Raw genomic sequence first — 1885 nt, 5'->3', positions numbered from 1 at the left:
TTAGTGTGCCAGGCATGTGCACATTCTATAGGGTTAAAGTCCCGAGCCACGAAGGCAGTAGTAGTGGTTAGCTTAAGACAAGGGTGTCTAGGGTGACCTAGAATCTGAAGGAAGTCGGCGGCAAAACTCCGCCCTAAGGGACACGAACTTCATATAAGGCTAGGTGTACTTGGGTGAGATTGCTAAACAAATCAAAGCCCTTACTGCCAAAGGGTACATCGAGTAAATGAAGTAGGGAGATGGAGTGGAAGAATGTGTACTTACCCTGGGAGGTCTGATAGAAATGCGCAACCCACTGCGTAACCGAACATGCGAATGTTCGCTGAACTATCAGAAGTCAGCCGAGGCCATAGTACTAGATATTTCTAGAGCATCTAGGAAGGGCTGAATCATTTAAGAAGAGTTGTCGCTTTGCGTACGCAACCCTTGATGAAGCAGAAACATCTAAACCTTCCTAATGGAGGAAACGGTGAATTCCGTGGGGGACATTAGAAGGGCGGAAAGAGGTTGCCACACAAGAAGATTGGACAATTCACGTAGGAGCTAGATATCATGTTGGAGCTTATCTTATCACGAGAGAATTTAATACAAGCATTAAAACGCGTCGAACGAAATAAAGGGAGCCATGGTGTAGATGGGATGCCTGTACAAAACCTACGAGCGCATATCATGGAACACTGGGCTTCGATTCGAACGCAACTCGAAACGGGCTCTTACTATCCTCAACCCGTTCGTCGTGTCGAAATCCCGAAACCAAACGGCGGAGTGAGAAAGTTAGGAATCCCGACCGTGTTAGACCGATTCCTCCAACAAGCAATTGCACAAGTCCTTACAGCGATTTATGACCCAACGTTCTCCAACCATAGTTATGGTTTCCGCCCGAATAAGCGAGGGCATGATGCAGTACGGGAAGCTAGAAGCTATGTTCAAAAAGGATATCGCTGGGTTATCGACATGGATTTAGAGAAATTCTTCGACAAAGTAAATCATGATAGACTTATGCGCACCTTGAGTCAAAGAATTAAAGACCCGAGGGTGCTTAAGGTTATCCGTAGATATTTACAAGCGGGTGTCATGGAAGATGGACTAGTAAGTCCAAACTTGGAAGGCACTCCACAAGGTGGCCCGCTTAGTCCACTATTGTCCAACATCGTTTTAGATGAACTGGATAAAGAATTGGAGAAACGGGGACTCCACTTTGTGCGATACGCAGATGATTGTAATATCTACGTCCGCTCGAAAAGAGCCGGTATTCGTGTGATGAAGAGTATCACTAAATTTATTGAAGGAAAACTAAAATTAAAAGTAAATGAACAGAAAAGTGCAGTAGACCGCCCATGGAAACGTAAATTCCTAGGATTTTCTTTTACTGTCCATAAGAATCCTAAAATACGTGTTTCAACAGATAGCGTGAAACGCTTTAAGCAACGCATTCGAGAGTTAACTTCGAGAAAGAAGTCCATAGCTATGGACAGAAGGATAGGGAAGCTAAACCAATACCTAGTCGGTTGGCTTGGTTACTACCAGTTAGCTGAAACTCCTTCCTTATTCAAGAAACTGGATTCCTGGATTAGAAGAAGATTAAGAATGGTTCGGTGGAAAGAATGGAAGAAAGTCCAAACCAAATATAAGAACCTTATCCAATGCGGGGTTCAAAGAGGAAAGGCGTGGGAATGGGCTAACACAAGGAAGGCGTATTGGCGAGTAGCTAAGAGCCCAATCTTGCATAAAGCCCTTGGTGACCAGTACTGGATAGACCAAGGGCTCAAGAGTCTATTTCAAAGATATCAAACCTTACGTTGGACTTAGATGAAACCGCCGTATACGGAACCGTACGTACGGTGGTGTGAGAGGACGGAGGTTAATCACCTCCTCCTACTCGATT

1 protein-coding gene is annotated in these 1885 nt (G+C 44.7%); it reads left to right on the top strand.

Features of this window, described 5'->3' with window-relative positions; all coding sequences use genetic code 11:
* Positions 1-552 precede the first annotated feature (552 nt).
* Positions 553-1809: a group II intron reverse transcriptase/maturase gene (gene ltrA, locus GW534_RS15775; RefSeq protein WP_202630975.1), complete on the top strand. Its 1257-nt coding sequence runs from the start codon at positions 553-555 to the stop codon at positions 1807-1809.
* Positions 1810-1885 lie beyond the last annotated feature (76 nt).

This window comes from Pallidibacillus pasinlerensis (genome assembly GCF_009996845.1).
In the GTDB taxonomy this organism is placed as follows: Bacteria; Bacillota; Bacilli; order Bacillales; family Caldibacillaceae; genus Pallidibacillus; species Pallidibacillus pasinlerensis.
Note: the sequence above shows the minus strand (reverse complement) of the source record. Positions and strands in the feature narration are given on the sequence as shown.

What these genes read in the sequence shown, in the direction of transcription:
- ltrA (WP_202630975.1), top strand. Translation starts at nt 553, where the DNA reads ATGTTGGAGCTTATCTTATCACGAGAGAATTTAATACAAGCATTAAAA.